Here is an 18,528-nt window from a genome sequence, read left to right on the forward strand (position 1 = left end):
CCTCGCCATGCTCGAACTCTTATCGTCGCATGCCTGTCATGGCGGCGAGCAGCGCATCTATCGGCAAGACTCGCAGACCATCGGCCTGCCGATGCGCTTCTCCATCTACCTTCCGGCGCAGGCCTTGCAAGCCAACGCGAACGTACCCGCGCTGTTCTATCTCGCGGGTCTCACGTGTACGGAGGAGACTTCCCGGTCTAAGCCGGCGCACAGCGCTTCGCGCCGCAGCACGGCATCGCCTTGATCGCGCCGGACACCAGTCCGCGTGATGCGGGCGTGCCGGGCGAAAGCGCGGCGTGGGACTTCGGCGTGGGCGCGGGCTTTTACGTCGACGCCACGCAGCAGCCGTGGGCGCAGCACTACCGGATGTACTCGTACGTGCGGGACGAACTGCGCGAAACGGTGCTCGCGAATCTGCCGGTTGGATGCGTGGAAGCAGTACGACGCGAGCGAACTGGTCGCGCGTGTGTCGCGCAAGTTTTCGGCGGGGATTCTGGTCGATCAGAGGCTCGCGGATCAGTTCCTCGCCGAGCAGTTGAACCCGGATGTGTTCGAAGCTGCTTGCCAGGCCGTGGGGCAGCCGCTGACATTGCGTCGTCATACGAGCTACGACCACGGGTATTACTTCATCTCGACTTTCATTGGAGATCACATCGCTCATCACGCGAAAATCTTCTCGACAGAATTGTACCGTTCAGAGGAAAGAATCCCAACAGGTTAGCAATGCATTTTTCGTCAAACTCAATCCACTCTCACTATCAAAGGAGACGTATATGGCAGTCTCTACTCACTTGACTTTAGGGACAAACGATCTCGACAAAGCACGTTCGTTTTACGACAGGGTGCTCAGCAAGATCGGGCTGAAGCGCATTGCCGATCTCGGCGACAATGGATCGATCTGGGGCAAGGAAACCCCGTCCTTTTTTGTAGTGAAGCCGGCCGATGGGAACCAAGCGACCGTAGGTAACGGCGTTACCGTTTCTTTCGAAGCGCCCGATCGATCCTCTGTGGATGCGTTCTACGCCACGGCCCTGGATGCCGGCGCTCGTGGCGAAGGCGCGGCCGGTCCGCGCGGATGGGCACCAAACGCATATGCGGCCTATGTGCGCGATATGGACGGTAACAAACTTGCGGTGTATTGCTTCAAGGCGGTCTGAGCGTCCTGTCGGCGCCGGCGAGGCATTTATGTATGCGCCGCCGGCGCTCGACAGCATTGTCCGTCTCGTCATCAGCCCTGGTGGGTGGTGCGCCGCAACGCGACTTCTTTAAGAAGCTTCTCGGAAGATCTTCTGTATGTCTGTGTCTTATGGTGGAGGGAGGCTTTAGGCTGGTGCATGGGCGCGCGCGGCAACAGACGTGCATTTTTTTGCGATTTACAACAGGCCTTAAATTTTGGTGCCGACGACGAATGGCTGATGTAGAGCGGGGAGCAGGCATAGCACGGTCAATGCACGAACGTCGGCTCTGGCCGACGACTTGCCCGATTGCATCGAAGTGCGTGCCGCCGTGACCGGCTGCTCCGACTCCGCAACGTTTGGAAGGCGACCACCGTGTCTCCGCCGAAAGCGGAGGGTCTTTCGAACGCGATCCATCGATCCGGACGGGCAATCTGGATTCTAGGGAAAATGGACAGTGTCGCCACCGGGCAAGCAGTTGCGGGACGACAAGCCCGGCATGCCGAAAGGGGCGATTTCCCTCCCGCCGCATCCATCAGACCGACGGTGCGCGTCGGCAGGATCGTGGGTATCTCAGCTGGCCGGCTGCCAGCCTGCAGCAGATCGGTCCTGAGACACCCCCCTTCGTTGCGGTCCAATTCAGCCGTGGTGCCTTACAATCGCATCGCGGATTTTTTCGAGAGATAGCCGAACCTGTGCACGGGGGCACGCGAGATTGAGTCGCACTCTGCAATCGCCGTTTTCGACGAACATCTCTCCGCCTTCGAGGATGACCCCTGCCTTTTCAAGAAAGAATCGCGTGAGGTTGACCGGCCTGTCGAAATAGGCCCGCAGGTCTATCCATGCCAGATAGGTCGCCTCCGGAACGCGAAATTTTGCCTTCGGCAAGTGATCGCTCAAAAAGAGCTGAGTCAGTGCGAAGTTCTCGTCCAAATAGAGTCGCAGCGCGTCCAACCACGGAGCGCCATTACGATACGCGCCAGTGGCGGCAGCAAGACTGAGGGGATTCACGAACGGGTAGTGGCGCCGTTTCCATTCCGAGCGCAATTCCGGATCCGGGATGATGACGGTCGCGATCATCATTCCCGCCAGATTGAATGTTTTGCTCACGGCCATGCAGGTGATGATGTCCGGGCTGCCTGGGAACAGCTTCGCCATCGGCATATGCGCATTGCCGGTTCTGAGAAGGTCGCAATGGATTTCGTCGGAAACGACCTTCACACCGTTTGCGATACAGAGCTCGCCCATTCGGCGCAGTTCGTCGTCTGTCCAGATACGGCCGGTCGGATTGTGAGGGTGGCAAAGAAAAAAGAGCTTCACTGCCGGATCGCTAACTTTCGCTTCAAAGTCGTCGAAGTCGATCGCATACGCGCCGTCGTCGGATATGAGCATGCGCGACGTCACGAATTCGCGATCGCGCTGAATCGCCGCGTGCTTGAAGTACCCATAGGTCGGCGTCAGGCTAAGCACCTTGTCGCCGGGGCGGCACACATATTCTACGAGCGCAAAGAGTGCTGGTATGACGCCGAGCGAGATCTGCATTTCCTCGCGAGCGAACTGCCAGCCATATCGCTGCGAGCACCAGAAATGGAAGGCCTGATAGAGCTGCTCGTCGAGGTCGGCCGTGTAGCCGAAGATGGGATGTTCAATGCGCTCGATCATGGCGTCGATGGCCGCATTCGGCGCGGCAAACTGCATGTCCGCCACCCACATCGAGATCAGATTTTCTTTTGGCACCTCGAGCGCGGGTGCGGGCGCATCGGCTCCAAACAGATAGTTTGAGAAGCCTTCCTCCGCAAGAGCATTCGTGTCGCTGCGCGAGATCAAGCGATCAAAATCGTAGGCCATACCAAATTCTCCATGTACGAGATCAAGCGTTCGACGAGCCTCGTGCGATGCAGCTGTTGGCCCTTCGCACCCGCGTATAACGACATGTCCGCTTGACCTTTCGTCCCCTGACGCTCAACAGCTTCGAAGGTTCGTATCGACGTCGATTGGGAGGTTTGAGTGTGGCATCCAACCATATGCGATGCGTGGACCGGACTGATTTGATCAGTCCGCGGTCGGTAAGACTTCGCAGGTTTTGTCGATGCCTCTAAACGCCTGCAGCAAGCACTTCGAACGACCACGAGAAGTTGGTTCGAATACTTTCTCTGCAAGCTGTCCGGCCCCGCCGTACCGACAGCGGGGCCGGACTCATACCTTGGCATGTCGGCCGGGTTACGCGAGTTCCTGCTCGAAAGCCGGATAGTCGGTGTAGCCCTTTGCGCCGACAACGCCATAAAAGGTCGAACGGTCGGGTTCTGTGAGCGGCCAGCCGTTTTTCATCCGTTCCACCAGATCGGGGTTGGAGATATAGGCCGTGCCGAACGCGATCAGGTCCAGTTCTCCCTTCGCCAGTTCGGCTTCGGCCAGGTTCTGAGTGAAGCCACCGGCGCCGATCAGCGTGCCCTGGTAGGCCTTGCGGAAGGCGGCACCAAAGCCATCCGGTGTGCCTGCAGCCGAAACGGTCGTCTGATAGTTCAGATGCACGAAAGCCAAGTTCCTTTCGTTCAGGGCCGACGCCATGCTCGCCCACGCATCGGCCTCACCTTCGAAGGGTTGCATATCGTAGATGCGGCCGAACGGTGAGACCCGCACCCCCACCTTTTCTGCGCCAATTGCGTCGGCCAGGGCGTCGATCGTCTCCAGCAAAAAGCGCTGGCGATTAGCGATGGAACCGCCATACTGGTCGGTGCGGGTGTTCAGTACACTGCTGAGAAACTGGTCGAATAGGAAGGCATTGGCCGCCATCACTTCGACGCCGTCAAAGCCTGCCTCCATCGCCCGACGCGCGGATGCGACGAAGTCCTGAATGACGCGCTGTACTTCGACCGTGGTCAACGCACGCGGCGTGCTTGGCAGGACAGGGCCTTCCTTGCCTGGTTCGGCCCACGCGTAGACCATGGTCGTGGTCGCTGGCACCTCGCCTGCAGACACCGGTGCCGCATTGCCTGGCTGGATGGAAACGTGGGACAGGCGACCAACATGCCAGAGCTGGGCGAAGATCTTGCCACCCTTTTCATGCACGGCGTCGGTCACCTTGCGCCATCCTTCCGTCTGCTCGTCGGTGTACAGGCCTGGCGTATACAGATAGCCGCGGCCCTCCTCGGAGACTGGCAGACCTTCGGTGATGATCAGCCCGGCAGAAGCACGCTGCGCGTAGTAGAGCGCCGTCAGGTCCGTAGGGATGTTATCGGGCGTGCGCGTTCGCGTCATCGGTGCCATGACAACACGATTGGCTAGCGGTGTACCGGAGAGATCGTAGGGCGTAAACAATTTACTCATCATGTCGCTCAAAATGAAAGTGCGCCAGCGCGCTGGTTGAATCTCGGGTTGATCGGAAAATGAACTGGATGGCAATCGATTTCCAGCCTCTTCAGTTCAGAGATTCCTCAAGCAGTCCTGGGCAGCGGACCGCCAGAGGAGTTGATCGCAGTTACGGATGCATTGCGTGTCTAACCTGTGCAACCATCAATGCTGCAGATCACAGCCTGCGTGTCGTCTGTCTCGTCCGGTACGTTACCGGCCGCGTCGAGCAGCGCCTTCTCGAACACGCCTACTTCACGGGCGCCCGAAAGATGAAAACTCTTGTTGAAGACAAACAGGGGCACACCGTTGGCGATACGGTTCGCCTCCATTTCATCTCGCGCGACCTCCGAGGCGATTTCACGATCATCGAAGCTGAACGATGCGCCGGGAAAGCCGCTGCCTTTCGCAAGATTGAGAAGCGCGGTTCTGTCGAAGATGTCGACACCATCGGTAGTGGCGGCCCGGTAGATCCGTTCGATCATCCGTTGACGGTCCTCTGGTGTTCTGATGCTTTTGACCAGTAATTGCGCATCCGTCGTGTCGCCAAAGCGCATGGTCTCGAATCGGTAGGTCAGGCCCTCTCCGGCACCGGCCGAGGCCACCGCGTCCATCATCCTCCCGGCCGCCACCCGATCGCCGAATTTCGCGTAAAGCGCGTCTGTAAAGCCGGCCGGAGCCATGCCTTTGGCGAGACGATAGGACCTCGGTGTGACGACAACCTCGATCCGGTCCGCCACGCCCATCGCCGCTTTTTCCAGGCGCCGTTTGGCGATCCAGCACCACGGGCAGACAAAGTCCGACCACACTTCTACATTGACCCGCTTCATGTTTCATCCTCAGCTAGAGATTGCGCTTACCAACGCTCCGCCCAGAGAGTTAGCGCCGGACTGGATACTTACTGACGACCGAGGTGGTCCATAGCGTCGAGAACATGCGTGCTATAGACCACCGCAGCGCCAGCGTTGAGATTGATGGCAACACCGAGCGCTTCTGCAACTTCTTCGGTAGTGACACCCAGCTTTTTAGCTTCAGCTGCATGGAATGCGATACAGCCGTCACAGCGCGTGGTGACCGCAACCGCCAGTGCAATCAGCTCCCGCGTCTTTGGGTCAAGGTGACCGGTCTTGGCCCCGGCGCCGCCAAGCATGGCGATTCCTTTGACCGTGTCCGGCGTATAGCGGGCCAGCTCATGCACGCGGCGGGTGACGGCTGCGATTGTTTCAGTCCAGTTCAGCATGGTTTCTCTCCAGATAACTACCAACCAGTTGGTAGTGTAAAGGTGCAAATAAAAGAACCATGTTCAGCGGTGAAGATGGTTCCCGGGAAATTCAGACGCGCAACACAGCTAACGGCAGGCGGTGGCTGATCATGACGCGGCGACAATGAGCCGAATAATGCTGCTGTCGAGCGACTCGCCTTCCTTCATGGCCCAGTCAACGAAGCTGGCCCCTTCGAGCACGCTCAAAACCTGATACGCCTTCTGTCTGCTACCCGCGCCGGCTGGAATTTCGCCATCAGCGATGCCCTTGTCGATAACCTTCGCCAGCCAGCGCAATTGCAGATCGAAGAACCGGTGCGTGAGCTTTTGCAGCTCTGGCGGTAGAGCCGTCATTTCGGCAGCAAGGGCACCGCACAAAGGCAGTAAGGTTCCGTCACTGCTGGCGCGAAACGTTTCAAAGAAGCCGTTCAATCTGCCCCACAGGCCACTGTTTTCCCGCTCTATCCGCTCAAACGCCTCCACGACTCGCGCGACATATGCCTCGACAATGGCAATTCCCAAATCCTCCTTTGTGGGGAAATGGTGGTGAATGCTAGCCTTGCGGATACCGACGGTCCCTACCAGATCCGCGTAGCTGAACGCCGCATAGCCTCTCGTTCTCATCAGATTTTCTGCCGCCCGTACCAGCGCGTCACGCGTTCCTGCTGCCATACATCCCCCGGCATATCGCCATTTTCGGTGTCGAGCCTATTGACTGCCTCAACGAAACAGCAGTCTACCTACTAGTTGGGTCGTTGTCAAGTGTGGGACGCGGCTTCGCAACGGCACGTTGGCTGATACCTCGCCTTGTGCAGTTCACCAGACTTCCGGGCTTCACGTGGCGCGTCAGTGGGACGAAAAACTTCTTGCTCTGCAGACCAACTAGATGGTAGGCTCTCTCGGCACTTTGGACATTTCTGCGCGAAAGCGCTTCCAGGAGAACCGTAATGAGCACTCACCCCAATGGGATCGACGTACCGGCTTTGCAGCAGTTTGTGCAGGAAGTGGCTGGCGACGTCTCAAAGCGCAACGCGCGCTTCAACGTCAACACGAAATGGGAGCACCAGACCCGATCTGTGGCGACCGTCAGTCACTACACGTTGGGCGGGGTGACCCACCAGCGGCATTTTGAAATCGCCGCGGACGAGCCGACCGAGTTGTTGGGCAAGAACAGCGCGCCTAACCCTCAGGAGCTGCTTATGGCCGCGCTCAATGCCTGCCTCACAGTGGGGTACGTTGTGAACGCTGCTGCGATGGGTATTACGGTTCACAGCCTTGAAATCGAAACTGACGGCGAACTGGATCTCCGCGGCTTCCTGGGTCTCGACGAAACCGTCAACCCCGGTTACGACGAAGTGAGCTATGTCGTTCGCCTGCACACCGACGCGTCGCGTGAACGGGTAGAGGAACTGCACAGGATTGTGACCAGAACCTCAGTCAACCTCGCCAATTTCTCGAAGGCGATCCGTATGGTGCCGACGCTGGAAGTTCGCGAAGGATAGCCACAACGTGCGCTATCGGCTTGCCTCGCTGATGTCCCGCGCTCGTGGCGGGACATATCGAAGCACGGGCCACCGCAAGGCGGAGGCCGTGGGTGCGCGGTTCATGCAGCGCGTCGTAGCCTGGCATGCGGATCCAATCCTGAATCTCGGAGCATCAAATGAACGAATTTACCGGTAAGAAACTTCTTGTCGTTGGTGGCACTAGCGGTATCGGACTGGAGACAGCCAGACAGGTGCTAGAAAGCGGTGGCAGCGTCGTATTAACGGGTAGTAGAAAGGAAAAAGCCGAAGCGGTGCGCGCGGAACTGAGCCAGTTCGGCCCCGTATCGGTGATTGCGGCGGACCTGATGACTGAACAAGGCATGAACGCTATCCGCGAGGAGATCAACGCGAATCATCGCGATATCTCGCTGATGGTCAATTCGGCCGGGATTTTCGCGCCCAAATCCTTCATTGACCATGAAGAGTCCGATTACGACATGTACCTGTCGCTCAACCGCGCGACCTTCTTCATTACGCGGGACGTGGTCAGGAACATGCAGGCGGCCGGGCACCATGGTGCGATTGTCAACGTCGGATCCATCGGAGCACAGGCAGCGCTCGGCGGCTCGCCGGCCTCCGCGTATTCGATGGCAAAAGCCGGCCTTCACGCCTTCACGCGAAATCTCGCCATCGAACTGGCCGATTCCGGGATTCGCGTCAACGCAGTCTCCCCGGCCATCGTGCAGACCTCCATCTACGAAGGCTTCATGGAGAAAGAAGACATTGCCGATGCCATGAAGGCGCTGGAGTCGTTCCATCCGCTCGGCCGCGTCGGCAGACCTGAAGACGTTGCAAATACCATCGTGTTTCTGCTCTCCGAGAAGACGTCGTGGGTGACCGGCGCCATCTGGGATGTGGACGCCGGTGTAATGGCGGTACGCAGTTAAAGCCAGCCGTCACCCGCGTGCGCTGCCTTCATGCCGGCAGCAGCACACGCGTAGGTCCACCCGAGATCGCCCGGTCTGTCGATTGCGGTAGGCGCGTGGTCCGGCGTCTTCGCGAGCCGGCGTACCGCAAACATCTGGCTTGCCATGGTTGAGCAGCCACGAGCCTACTCACGGGGCAGTGCATGGCAAAGCTACTCCTGATCGGAGTGCGAATGAGCGAACGCAGAGTTGCCATGCAAATGGACACCACCATTGCCCACCCTGGAATTGATCCTGCCTCTCATGGATTTGTCAATCCGCCGGTCTATGGCGGGCCAACGGCGGTTTTTCCAGACGTCGAGACAATGTCTCGCGGTGGACAGCGGTATCCATACGGACGCTGAGGCTAGCAGCATGCTCAATGAACTGTCCTTTTTCGCCATCGGATATTCGTGGGGCGGCTTTGAAAGTCTGGCCATGCACGTCGATCCAGGCAAGATGCGTAGCGCGACCACATGGACGGGCAAAGGTCACCTGATCCGTTTGCACATCGGACTTGAGAACCCGGACGACCTGATCGATGATCTGAAGCGCGGACTCGAACACTTCAGCGCGCATGCATGAACGGGTCGCGTTGCGATCGGGTAATGACGTGCCGCCTGGAATGCTGAAGCCGGGGGTTTGGTTTTCGAGTCGTCCTGCTGCTGGACAGATGTCTGGCACAGCGCCAATACTGTACTGATGAGGCGATTTCATGGATGCACTTTCTGACGTCCTTCACCGTGCACAGCTCGAAGCGGCCGTCTACCTGTGCGGCGATTTGTGTGCGCCCTGGCGTATTGTTTGGCCGCTGCAGCGAGCCCAGTGCGCGACTTTTCCGCGGCCAGCAGGATGCGTCGCCCCCTATTACCTTGTGATCCAGGGAAGCTGCTGGGTTTGCCCCGTCGACGATCCGGCTGATGCTATCCGGGCCGATGCCGGAGAATTCGTTGTCCTGCCGCGCGGCCAGGCGCATCTGATCGGCAACTCGCGCGAAGCGGTGCAGGAGTCCGCGGGAAATTTGCCGGCTTACCCGGGTTGCGCGCCGGGCGAACCGGTTAAATCGGGGTCCAGCGGCCGCACGGCGCAAACCCGTCTGATCTGCGGCTTTTTTGGCTGTCACGATACGATCACGAACCCGATACTTCTGGGGCTGCCCGGCGTCTTCAAGTCCGACCTGCGTAACGATCCACGTTCCTCGTGGCTCGAATGGATCTTTGGGCTTGCTGCTACAGAAGCGGCCGAATGGAGCCCAGGAAGCGCGGTTGCGCTCGCCCGGCTGTCGGAGCTGTTCTTTGTGGCCGCATTACGGCGCTACATCGACGCGCTGCCGGCCGACCGGAAGGGCTGGCTCGCGGGCGTAGGCGATCGTTTCGTTGGCCGCGCGCTCGCGATGTTGCACGGGAACCCCGCGCATGGATGGACAGCTGAACAGCTCGCGCAAAAGACGGGCCTCTCGCCTGCCGCGCTCGTGCAGCGCTTCACAGACTTATTGGGCGAGCCACCGCTGCACTATCTTGCGCGCTTGCGCCTAGAGATCGCGGCGCAGAAACTGGCGAATGACATGGTCGCTATCGGTCGTGAGAAGCAGGCCGGCTTTGAACCGGAGACAGGGACAAATTGCAGGTTGAAGCGATAACTTGGCCGCCGGCTCGCTTTCGAGGCAGCCATGGGCATCGTGCGCGCCCTTGTCGGGCACCGGGTACGGTCGATGTCAGCACTTTTTCGAATCGGCAAACGTACAGCTAGCGCCGACATTGCGTCTTGAGACTCCCGATTTTCTGCTGCGGCTGGCACCGCCGCATCGTAGGTGATTTCCCTGGACCAATCGATAGTTGGACGCTGTTAATCGCCAAGCATGCCGACATCTCATGTTATGCGCCGAACGCGCAGCCTTTCCTGTGGAGTGGATTCCGCGGGGTACGCGAGGATTGCCGTCGGCGGGGGGCAATCGCGGCGTCGTCGGCAGGCATTCGGCCGCAAGCGGCGTCGGATTGTCACCAACCGCACGTCGTTCACCGAGGGCACCGCCGCGAAAGCGAAGTGCCGCCCCCCGATGCGACGTCGACCAGCCCCCTTCTCATGCGCGAATACAGCGCCCGCCTACCGGTGCCGCGCGCGCGATAAACTGGCGGCCGGCCTGGGTGAGTGGTCGCTCTAGATGTTCATGCGCGCACGCGCATCAGGTCATCTGGGGAAACACTTATACCCCCTGGTACTCGCGAAGGTCGATGATGATGCTAATCTTTCGCCGCAACGAAGTCAGGCGTTGAACTTCTGCCGTCGCGGGCTGAGAACGATGGGATCAAAGGCCCTGGAGGCCGCTGACAGGGGATCTGCTCCGGATTGGTGAATTCGGTTCCAGACGGTTGTAGCGGCGCACTTGGCGAGCGCCCGTCCGCGGTGCCAGCAGGAGCAAGGGGCGATGTATTGAGACCATGAGAGTCGGAAGCTAAATGTACTGAGGATGAACTGTCCGACAAGTACTTCCGAATTAATGAAATGGAGACAGATGTGTCGTACGAGCCCTTCCTTTCCAAAGGCGCCTCGGCAATACAAGCCGTGCGAGCTTCCTGGCAGCGCTGCGCTGCCGGGGGGCTGACAGAGACGCGCCAGCTGCATGGAACTGCCGTCTCTCGTTCCGAAATTGAGTCGCTCAAGTCAGCAAGTGGGAAGCTCCTCAAGCATGCCCAGTCCTCCGTCGAAAACACGTTCGAGCAGATTTCCGGTTCCGGCACCGTTGTTTTACTTAGTAACGCACACGGGACGATCGTTTGTGGCAAAGGGGATAGCGATTTCATTTCAAGTGAACCTGGCCGCCTGTTCGTTGTTGGAAGCAACTGGGCGGAATTCACTGCGGGGAACAATGCTGTAGGAACATGTCTTGCCGTCCGAGCCCCGGTGACCGTAGACACTGAACAGCATTATCTAGAGCAACTTCGAGCCCTTAGCGGTTCCGGCGCACCGATCTTCGATCGGGCAGGGGAGCTGGTCGGCGTTCTCGCCGCCTATGGTTTCAAAGCAGCAACTCATACGCTTCCGCTTATTCGAACGGTCGCGATTCTCATAGAAAATCGGATGCTCATGGCGGAGACGACGGATGAGATCGTCGTCAGTTTTCATCCGGTCGCAGGAAACATAGCGACGATCAAGCAAGGAATAGTGGCTTTCGGGCGCGACGGTAGGTTGATTGGATCAAACAGCGCGGCGCGAAGCATCTTCAACATTGATACGCATGATGCGCAAGCGAAGCGTTTCGGAGACCTATTCGGATTTTCCCTTTCGTGGGAACGCTTCGTGGAATTGTCCACCGGTAAACGAGGTAGTCAGTTCACAACAACGCTGAAAGACGGCCGCGACGTCACATTGGTAGTAAGCGCCACGCCAAGTCTCGAATGTACTACTGGCGGATCGTCGGCTGTCGGCAAAGTGAACACTGCCCATGCAGATACCTCTGTGGGACGGGCGCATCTACGGCTTAACGATCTGGATTTGGGCGATCCCCAAATGCAACGCGCAATTCAGAAGTCGTCGATGATTCTTGGTTCAGACATCCCGCTGCTTATTGAGGGGGAATCTGGCGTTGGGAAGGAAGTCTTTACAGCTGCCTTCCACAACTCTGGGCCCCGACACAACGGTCCGTTTGTAGCGGTCAACTGCGCCGCGATCCCCGAAGGATTGATAGAATCCGAGCTCTTCGGGTACGAAGAAGGCGCGTTTACCGGGGCAAAGCGCAAGGGGTTTCCGGGCAAGATCTTGCAGGCCGACGGCGGAACGTTGTTTCTCGATGAAATCGGTGACATGCCCTTGGCGTTGCAGGGCCGCCTGTTAAGGGTCCTTCAGGACCGGCAGGTCACGCCTTTGGGAAGCACACGCAGCACGCCTGTAGATGTTTCGATTGTTTGCGCAACACACCGATCAATGACTTTGGAGGTCGCATCGGGTCGCTTTAGGGAGGATCTCTTCTATCGGCTCAATGGACTCCGCGTGGTTCTTCCGCCGCTGCGAGAACGCAAGGACATCGATAAACTGATCGACGCTCTCATTGCGACCGAATCCCGGGGCCGCAAGATTGACATAGCATCGGCCGCGCGCCTCGCGCTTCTCGCATATTCCTGGCCGGGCAATATTCGCCAGTTGCAGATGGTCCTGCGCACTGCCCTTGTGATACTTCAAGGCGGCAACCAACTGAGGCTAGAACACTTGCCTGACGAGCTAACGCTTTGTGGCAGCGAAATTGCGAGCAATTCCGAAGCCCTGGTTGCGGACCAAGCGGGCAACTGCCGATTGGCTGAGGTAGAAAAAGACGCTATCCGTCGAGCGGTTGCTGCAGCGCATGGCAATGTGTCTCAGGCAGCGCGAAGCCTGGGTATCAGCCGGAAAACGCTATACCGGAAAATGGAAACCCTGTCCGAGGACACGTCCAACGGACGGCACTAATTTCATAAGGTGTATTAGCCGGTACTCGACCGGCCAGACAATGTCAGCGAAGATATCGTCCACTCCCGACCATGGGAATGGTTTCCCGGGGCAAGTCGAACCTCAAGCCTGCGCCTCCGGCGCACCGCTTCGCGGCCTCGGGCTTGACCTTCTCGTCGCCCCGCAAAGGCGGCTATCAAGTCGGGAATGAGGAAATGAACTGACACTGTCTGTCGAGTCAAGTGCTGCTGTCTACACATAAGGGGATCTGGTCCCGGCGTCTCAACAGTCAGCGGGCATGCTCGGGTGCCAACAGCAGTCGCCTTCTTATCTGAGTCCGAGCCAGATAATACATATCCCCATACTCGCCAGAAGGCTGAACGCGATCCGTCTACATGCATCTTCTGAAATTGTTGGAGGAAACCTTATAAACAGCGCTGTAACAAGCGCCACGACAGGTAAAGACAATATACCCAAGTAGATTGAATAAAAACCGACTGATCCACCGATCGCCAACACCAATATACGTACCAGCGAAACGACACCGAAGACGCCAAGAAGAGTAAGCCGTACTTCATTGATCGCGAGCGGCTGTATATAAAACTGATAGATAATCGGCGGTCCTGGAATGCTAAACAGTCCTCCGAGAATTCCCCCTAGCCCTCCTGCAACCAGAAAACTCCGCGGAGTGGACGGAATTGCCCTCGGCCGTGGCTTGAAAGACAACATGGCACCCCCGAGGAACACAACGACCCCGAGACACAGATGCAGCGATTGTGTGCTCCGGGCGTTTAAGCTCTGGAGTAACCATATGCCAATTGGCACTCCGGGGAGTACGCCAACCAAAGTTTGGAACGCCATCCTCCGGTTAAGGCGCTTGACGTTTCCGCGCAAAGCCAAGGCTGTGTTTACTAACGTCATAATGTTAATAGCTGTTGCCGCGGTTTCTAGCTTGACAAGTTGAAATATCACTGCCGACCCAAGAACAAATATCCCCAGGGCGAAGCCGGTGAACGCCTGAAGGTAGCTTCCAATAGCCACAATCAGCAGAAATAGGACAAGCGAAAATGTACTCATGGCGATCCGTTCCGAGTGCGCTGCCGCAATTCAATGCGATTGCAGTGGCCACCACTGAAGTGGATGGGCGCACTGCTGGCAATGCACCGCGCTTTCCCCTGGCACTATCTATACGGCATTGGCTCCGGCCCTCGCTTCGTTGGTGCGAGACTGCCGGCGGTCGAGGGCAATCAAACCGCCAATCCCAAGAATCTCCATCACTATGATCAGCATCGAGATCGGCCATGTCCCATACAAAGGCAGGACCGCGGTAGCAAAAAGCGGAACCAAACCACCGACAATCGTTGCAATTTGACTTCCCAAAGATATGCCGGTGTATCGTAGTTGCTCGGGAAATATCTCAGTGAAATATGCGGGCAGTGCACCCCACATAACCCAAAGTGGAACAGCCATTAGCAACATGGAAAGCCACAACCACATGACCGTACCAAGATTGGCGATGGAGAACAAAGGAAAGGCTATCGCGGCAAGAAATAAAAATCCAGTCGCGAACATCTTTTTCCGCCCGATGCGGTCTGATAATACGCCCGCGCCCACGATCAAGAACGTCAGCGCAACGTTGATGAAGAATACTCCAAGTAAAACCATGGACCTGTCCAGTTTCAGGACAGATGTAGCATAGTATGTCAGGAATACCCACACCGTATAAAACGGCACCGTAATCGCTCCGAGGTAAATAAACGCCGTGTACATTACTGCGCCGGGATGGTTTTGGAGAACCTCCACTACCGGAAACTTGACAATTTTGCCCGCGGCTTGGATTTTACGGAAAGCGGGCGTTTCGGTGACCTTCATTCGGATATAAAGACCCGACAACAACATGACTATGCTCAGCAAGAAGGGAACTCTCCAGCCCCATGCCAAAAAAGTCTCTTTTGGGAGGAGGTATGAGGCCGCGAAAAGCACAGCAGTGGCAACTGATAGGCCTATGGTCGCCCCCATCTGAACTATGCTCCCATAAAAACCGCGTCGATCGGCAGGAGAATACTCGACAGCCATGAGGACCGCCCCCCCCCATTCCCCGCCCAGAGCAATGCCCTGCAAGAAGCGGCATAAAGTGAGCAGGATGGGGGACCATATCCCGATAGAGTTATACGTGGGCAGCAACCCGATCGCAAACGTGGCCCCACCCATCAACGTGAGTGTCGTAATCAGCATAGTTTTTCTGCCAATTCTGTCGCCAAAGTGACCGAAGAGGACACCGCCAAGTGGACGAGCAATGAACCCAACGGCCAACGTTCCGAATGATGCGAGCGTACCGGCAACAGCAGAATACGACGGGAAGAAAAGCTGTCCGAAGACTAGTGCTGCCGTAAATCCGTAAAGGAAAAAGTCGTACCACTCCATAATGGTTCCCACCATGCTCGCCGTTGAAACACGAGCCGGAGTCACCGGAATGTCTTTATCGTGCCTATTAATCATGATGTTTTGTCTCCTCCTGGCCGATGGTGCGGAGCGCACACTAGCCGTACCATCGTCAAAGCTATCGGTAACTACGAGATTTCCTGACAGTCACATTCGTGCCGTTGGCTTCAAGGAACAACGTCAGGATCGACGTACACTGAATCATCATCCACCTCAACCCGGTAGGTCCTCAGCGGACACTCCGCAAGCCCGACCGGCTCTCCGGTAGCCACGTTCCACTGCCAAAGATGCTGATGACATGTGAGGATGCCGTCGTCAAACATGCCTTCATCAAGATGTACCTCCTGATGCGGACAGACGTTGTCACATGCGAAGATCCTTTCCTCGAACTTCAACATAAGTACAGTGCGGTTTCCTGGGATATCAAACGCTGTCATCCCGTTTTCGACGATATCCTGGCTTTTACAGATAAAATGCCGTGCCATCTGAACCTCCCAGCCCCTTCAGTCAAATTTGTCGCAGGAGATATGAGTCGGACTCAGTTTCCCCTGAATGACTAAGCATCGCATCGCGGCATCGACGGCGGGAGGCGGCCCAGCGACAAACGCGTGGGCATTTCCCAGTCGCCCCTTCATTTCCTTGATTGCGACCTCACTAACGAAACCGTGCGCAAAATGCAGCCCACGATACTTTTCAACACAGACGGAATCGGAAGGAACAGTCTCGTCCGACAAGCACACAAAAATGTTAAGCCGGCTCGAAGCAAGTGCCATGCGGTCTAGGCGATCCAGGAAAAACGCGTCTTTCATCGTTCGAACACCAAAGAAAATGTCCCCGGAACGTTCGCTGAAGTAACCTATCTCGTCTGCATAAGAAAGGATCGACATCATTCCGGCGATTCCGCTGCCGCCCGCGATGCAAAGCAGATCCTTTCCCATTTCCGGCTTGAACACCGATCGCCCCAGTGGGCCTATCAACTGAAACGTGCAGCCAACAGGACTCGACCGAAAGAGTTCCTCTGAGAAGCCTCCTCCCGGTTTTTTCTTGACTAGCAGCTCAATACGAGTCGAACCCGGTTCATAATTAACGATCGAATATGCCCGTGCACCTGGAACGCCGTTCATCGATAGTAGAACGAACTGTCCTGCCCGATAGTCCAATGGTTGAGCTAAGTCCAATTCCCAAGACGCCACATCAGATGTCAGCATGGTCCAGCTTTTCAGGCTTGCATCAAGCACAAGTGGAACATACTCGTCAGCATCAAGATCCGGAATCGTCTGTTTGAACTCGAGTTCGCAGTCTCCCACTGGTGAGCACTGACAAAGGAGGATCTCGTCTTCCTTCGCCACTTTCTTTTTGCCAGGAGCGGAATCCCAACGGTCAATATAGTCTCCGGAACGGAGCCGAGCACTGCAGGTACCGCACGTCCCGCTTGCACATGCATACGGCAGGCTAATGCCCTTAGCCAGGCCTGCGATCAAAAGGGAGTTTTGACCATCAGTGTCGAAATCATGTGGTCCATTTCGCGAGTGAATCGTAATCTTCATGATCAGTTCTCTAAAACGGTACGTGATACCCTTTTCCTAGCATGCGCGTGTCGAGCCGGACCTCTCGTTTTATCAATAGAGGCCCCTCGGCTCCAAGTTCAACTTCGTCGAGATACTTACCGACCGCAACAAGCGACGTCGTGCCGCCCTGGTGCTCAGTTCTGTACACCTGCAAGGCAGACATTACCTCCACCCTGTCTTCCTTCGGACCGGGACTCACGGTAAATATGGAAAAATGGCGAGTAAGAGGCGTTCTGTCCATATTTTGCTTTGGCAGGAGATCAAAAAGATTTTTCAGGTCCGGTTTATCTTTCTCCAACCACACCATGTTTTTTCGAATCTCAGGACTGTACGTCGTAATGTAGTATTGAAAATTTTCACTGCACAACGTCAGGTACCCCTTGTAATCATTGGAATCCAGTGCGAGGCAGCTTTTCGCGATGAGTGCCCGGATGGCGTTTTCAGTTTCCATTAGAGTTCCTTGGTTTCTGTTGAGAGAAGCGACTACCGCCATCAAGTCACATCTGGTTGAATGGGTCAGACGAACCTCGGCCCATACGACGACTCCACTCTTTGTAGAAATGGCGCATTCCGACCTCATCATGGATCTTGTTATCTTCAACGCGAGCATGAAGGATGACAGGTGCCTCCGTTCGGTCAGAAAGTGCGAGGCCTTGGCCGTACGCGCCCATTAGATCTTCGGGAAGGTTCCGCCCGAATGGTCCCCAGATGGAGTTATGCATCCTGACGCGCGCCGCTCGCTCCTCGGTCGTGTCGGATTTCAAACCCAAGCCGCGATACTCAATGCAGAGCTTGTTCGGACCAAGAGGCAGGACGGTGTCGATGCGAAACGCGGGAGCTCGGATGTTAAACGTTGCTCCCGGGAAGAGATCGACGAGTGCCCACCGATTTGCCTCAAGTCCGGGCCAGCCGAGTTTCTGAGTCTCATGCCCCTTCATCGCGTCATACTTCAACGTCATATCAGTTACTCGGGCGTGTCCCCCGTCGTAAGTGACGAATTCACGATCAAAGTAGCCCGGTTGTAGCATCCCGGTAACCCGGTTGTGATAATGCATATAGTCGTGATAGAGCTCGAGATTCGTGTCGTGCCACAGTTTATAGTTTCCATCAACGACCGCTCGATGATAGTGAAAGACCTCGAGCGGCTGAGCAAGCATCTCCGCCAACGGATCAAGCGCACCGGCCAAATACTCGCTAAGTGGCGCCGCTGAATCGTCGACATTTACCCATACAAATCCACCATGAGCGACTTCGGATTTATACTCGCGAAGGCTGTAGTCACATTTTGCGACTCGATCCTGATATCCCTCTTTCTCCCGCGGAATGTCGACGCAGTTTCCCTTCGCATCAAATGCCCAAGCATGGAAGATGCAAGTTATGCGCTTCGGGCCTCCAGAGGCACTTGCGCCCTTGATTGATCCCGCGGCCTCATGCAGCAGCAAATTTCCTCTGTGAGGGCAGATGTTGTTGAATGCGTGAACAAGACCTTCCTCGTCGCGGATGATGATCATATTGTGACCACCGGGGTGCTCGTACAGGCGGTAGTCAAACGGATTGGGCACCTCGCTTTCGTGGCAGGCAATCAGCCAACATTTGTCGAAGATCAACCGTTGTTCGTCACGAAAGATCGCTTCATCCGTGTAGATCCGCGGATCGACGAATTGCGATTGGCTAATGGAGGGCCGGCGAGTCCATTCTGTACCGTTGCGCGACATTTTGACTCCTTGAGTGTTGTGGGTCGAATGCCCGGTACTTCTACAGTTTCTATGCCAGTTTCGCGTCTGTCAGGACAATCACCTATGCAACGCGGCGAATTGAACGATCGAGCGGACGCTTCCGGCCTGTTCGCCGGGGGCACAAGCGAAC

At 56.8% G+C, this 18,528-nt stretch carries 18 protein-coding genes and 1 pseudogene; 7 read left to right on the forward strand and 12 right to left on the reverse strand.

Translation table 11 applies throughout. The features are described from left to right. Positions 1-7 precede the first annotated feature (7 nt). Both CUJ91_RS31675 and CUJ91_RS31680 read left to right on the forward strand, forming a co-directional pair. Positions 8-721 (forward strand): annotated as a pseudogene (locus CUJ91_RS31675) (alpha/beta hydrolase-fold protein). A 52-nt stretch (positions 722-773) separates the two neighbouring features. Beyond that, on the forward strand, positions 774-1,157 hold the full coding sequence (locus CUJ91_RS31680; RefSeq protein WP_114158149.1) for a VOC family protein: 384 nt from the start codon (positions 774-776) through the stop codon (positions 1,155-1,157). A gap of 657 nt (positions 1,158-1,814) precedes the next feature. Here the strand turns inward: CUJ91_RS31680 and CUJ91_RS31685 are convergent. The 5 genes from CUJ91_RS31685 to CUJ91_RS31705 form a co-directional block, all read right to left on the reverse strand. Further along, positions 1,815-3,023, reverse strand: a complete 1,209-nt coding sequence (locus CUJ91_RS31685; RefSeq protein WP_114158150.1) for a MalY/PatB family protein — start codon at positions 3,021-3,023, stop codon at positions 1,815-1,817. 372 nt (positions 3,024-3,395) lie between these two features. Continuing rightward, entirely contained in the window at positions 3,396-4,502 is a 1,107-nt protein-coding gene (locus CUJ91_RS31690) for an alkene reductase (RefSeq protein ID WP_208716227.1), read from the reverse strand. A 170-nt stretch (positions 4,503-4,672) separates the two neighbouring features. After that, a complete protein-coding gene (locus tag CUJ91_RS31695; protein ID WP_114158151.1) occupies positions 4,673-5,353 on the reverse strand; it encodes a DsbA family oxidoreductase in 681 nt (226 codons plus the stop codon). Between the two features lie 68 nt (positions 5,354-5,421). Further along, a complete protein-coding gene (locus CUJ91_RS31700) occupies positions 5,422-5,763 on the reverse strand; it encodes a carboxymuconolactone decarboxylase family protein (RefSeq protein WP_114158152.1) in 342 nt (113 codons plus the stop codon). A gap of 129 nt (positions 5,764-5,892) precedes the next feature. Beyond that, positions 5,893-6,456, reverse strand: a complete 564-nt coding sequence (locus CUJ91_RS31705; RefSeq protein ID WP_114158153.1) for a TetR/AcrR family transcriptional regulator — start codon at positions 6,454-6,456, stop codon at positions 5,893-5,895. Positions 6,457-6,731: 275 nt separating this feature from the next. Between CUJ91_RS31705 and CUJ91_RS31710 the strand changes: the two genes are divergently transcribed. Both CUJ91_RS31710 and CUJ91_RS31715 read left to right on the forward strand, forming a co-directional pair. Next, complete coding sequence (locus CUJ91_RS31710; RefSeq protein ID WP_114158154.1) at positions 6,732-7,286, forward strand: OsmC family protein; 555 nt, start codon at positions 6,732-6,734, stop codon at positions 7,284-7,286. 158 nt (positions 7,287-7,444) lie between these two features. After that, entirely contained in the window at positions 7,445-8,215 is a 771-nt protein-coding gene (locus CUJ91_RS31715; protein ID WP_114158155.1) for an SDR family NAD(P)-dependent oxidoreductase, read from the forward strand. Here the strand turns inward: CUJ91_RS31715 and CUJ91_RS34225 are convergent. Then, positions 8,212-8,349, reverse strand: a complete 138-nt coding sequence (locus CUJ91_RS34225; protein ID WP_161966610.1) for a hypothetical protein — start codon at positions 8,347-8,349, stop codon at positions 8,212-8,214. The genes CUJ91_RS31715 and CUJ91_RS34225 overlap by 4 nt on opposite strands. Before the next feature lie 118 nt (positions 8,350-8,467). Here CUJ91_RS34225 and CUJ91_RS31720 point away from each other — a divergent pair, with 118 nt between their 5' ends. The 3 genes from CUJ91_RS31720 to CUJ91_RS31730 all read left to right on the forward strand — a co-directional run bounded on the left by CUJ91_RS31720 (position 8,468) and on the right by CUJ91_RS31730 (position 12,673). Further along, positions 8,468-8,818 (forward strand): PLP-dependent transferase, encoded by a 351-nt coding sequence (locus CUJ91_RS31720; RefSeq protein WP_244231140.1) that lies wholly within the window; start codon positions 8,468-8,470, stop codon positions 8,816-8,818. 130 nt (positions 8,819-8,948) lie between these two features. Next, a complete protein-coding gene (locus tag CUJ91_RS31725) occupies positions 8,949-9,872 on the forward strand; it encodes an AraC family transcriptional regulator (RefSeq protein WP_114158156.1) in 924 nt (307 codons plus the stop codon). Positions 9,873-10,747: 875 nt separating this feature from the next. Beyond that, on the forward strand, positions 10,748-12,673 hold the full coding sequence (locus CUJ91_RS31730; protein WP_161966611.1) for a sigma-54-dependent Fis family transcriptional regulator: 1,926 nt from the start codon (positions 10,748-10,750) through the stop codon (positions 12,671-12,673). Between the two features lie 306 nt (positions 12,674-12,979). Here the strand turns inward: CUJ91_RS31730 and CUJ91_RS31735 are convergent, their stop codons facing one another. The 6 genes from CUJ91_RS31735 to CUJ91_RS31760 form a co-directional block, all read right to left on the reverse strand. Beyond that, on the reverse strand, positions 12,980-13,729 hold the full coding sequence (locus CUJ91_RS31735) for a TSUP family transporter (protein WP_114158158.1): 750 nt from the start codon (positions 13,727-13,729) through the stop codon (positions 12,980-12,982). A gap of 108 nt (positions 13,730-13,837) precedes the next feature. Then, the gene (locus tag CUJ91_RS31740) at positions 13,838-15,151 is read right to left on the reverse strand and encodes an MFS transporter (RefSeq protein ID WP_114158159.1); all 1,314 of its coding nucleotides are present in this window, start codon (positions 15,149-15,151) and stop codon (positions 13,838-13,840) included. A gap of 110 nt (positions 15,152-15,261) precedes the next feature. Further along, positions 15,262-15,579: a Rieske (2Fe-2S) protein gene (locus CUJ91_RS31745; protein WP_114158160.1), complete on the reverse strand. Its 318-nt coding sequence runs from the start codon at positions 15,577-15,579 to the stop codon at positions 15,262-15,264. A gap of 18 nt (positions 15,580-15,597) precedes the next feature. Then, the gene (locus tag CUJ91_RS31750) at positions 15,598-16,641 is read right to left on the reverse strand and encodes a 2Fe-2S iron-sulfur cluster-binding protein (RefSeq protein ID WP_114158161.1); all 1,044 of its coding nucleotides are present in this window, start codon (positions 16,639-16,641) and stop codon (positions 15,598-15,600) included. Positions 16,642-16,651: 10 nt separating this feature from the next. Then, a complete protein-coding gene (locus tag CUJ91_RS31755) occupies positions 16,652-17,113 on the reverse strand; it encodes an aromatic-ring-hydroxylating dioxygenase subunit beta (RefSeq protein ID WP_114158162.1) in 462 nt (153 codons plus the stop codon). Between the two features lie 46 nt (positions 17,114-17,159). Continuing rightward, positions 17,160-18,377, reverse strand: a complete 1,218-nt coding sequence (locus tag CUJ91_RS31760; protein WP_114158163.1) for an aromatic ring-hydroxylating oxygenase subunit alpha — start codon at positions 18,375-18,377, stop codon at positions 17,160-17,162. Positions 18,378-18,528: the final 151 nt, after the last annotated feature.

This window comes from Paraburkholderia graminis (assembly GCF_003330785.1).
Taxonomy (GTDB): Bacteria; Pseudomonadota; Gammaproteobacteria; order Burkholderiales; family Burkholderiaceae; genus Paraburkholderia; species Paraburkholderia graminis.